The organism is Streptomyces sp. CNQ085 (genome assembly GCF_022614595.1).
In the GTDB taxonomy this organism is placed as follows: Bacteria; Actinomycetota; Actinomycetes; order Streptomycetales; family Streptomycetaceae; genus Streptomyces.
In genome coordinates, this window is record NZ_JAJFAU010000049.1 from 1 (window position 1) to 1,012 (window position 1,012).

Consider the following 1,012-nt stretch of genomic DNA (forward strand, 5'->3'; position numbering starts at 1 on the left):
GCGCGGTGGTGGTGCACGCGGGGGAGGGCGCGGAGGCGGACCCGGCGCGGGTGCCGGACCTGCTGGCCGGGCACGGCCACACCCGGCTGCTCACCGAGGGCGGGCCGCGCCTGCTGGGCCGCTTCGCGGCCGCGGGCGTCCTGGACGAGCTGTGCCTGACCGTCTCCCCCCGGATCACGGCGGGGGACGCCGCGCGCATCCTGGACGCCCCCGGTTTCGAGACCCCCGCGGAGTACGAGCTGACCTCCCTGCTGGAGGAGGACGGGTTCCTCTTCTCGCGCTATCGCCGCTTGCCCGGGGAGGCCCGGGAGTGACCGGATCTGTTTGCTCACGCCAACAGGGTGTGACGCGTACAGAACGAGATACGCAGAGTGAAATGTGCAGTCCCGCAACGAGGTGGGACCGGACAGTCGTCGTACGGGTCGTCGACCCGTCGGGAGGAAAGGGCACCTGCTGTGTTCACGTCCGTACTGATGATCGAGAAGCCGCTGGTGCCCACCGATGTCGAGCTCGTCACCACACTCCACGGCGACGAGCGCGTCTCCTTCATTGTGCTCATGCAGCCGCGCGGCGACCAGGACCGGCTGCTGCGCGCCCTGGACGACGTGGCGCTCGGCGAGCTGGACGACGCCGTCCGCGAGGCCACCGGGCAGGACGAGGAGGAGGCGGTCGGCAGCCCGGTCTCCCCGGCCGAGCGGGCGCTGGAGCACTCGCTGGGCGCGCTGCGCGCGGCCGGGGCGGAGGCCGTCGGCCAGATCGTCCAGGACCACCCCCTGGACCTGCTCACCTCGGTGGTGGAGGAGACGGGCGCCGACGAGGTGATCGTGCTGACCGCGCCGCACCTGGTGGAGGAGTTCTTCCACCGGGACTGGGCCTCACGGGCCCGCCACAAGGTCGGCGTCCCCGTGCTCAAGCTGTTCGCCCACGGAGAGTAGGCCGGCCGGAGCGCCGTCACGCCGTCCGCGGGCACCCGGCTCCCTCGCATAGGCTGGGGCCGGGCGGCGTGACGGCC

General features: G+C 72.8%; 2 protein-coding genes. Both read left to right on the plus strand.

From position 1 onward, the window contains the following. Positions 1-314 (plus strand): dihydrofolate reductase family protein (locus LJ221_RS11150; protein ID WP_241715856.1); only part of this gene is annotated, 314 nt, incomplete at its 5' end. A gap of 141 nt (positions 315-455) precedes the next feature. Further along, positions 456-935, plus strand: coding sequence for an indole-3-glycerol phosphate synthase (locus LJ221_RS11155; protein ID WP_241715858.1), 480 nt, complete (start codon positions 456-458; stop codon positions 933-935). The last annotated feature ends 77 nt before the right edge of the window (positions 936-1,012 follow it).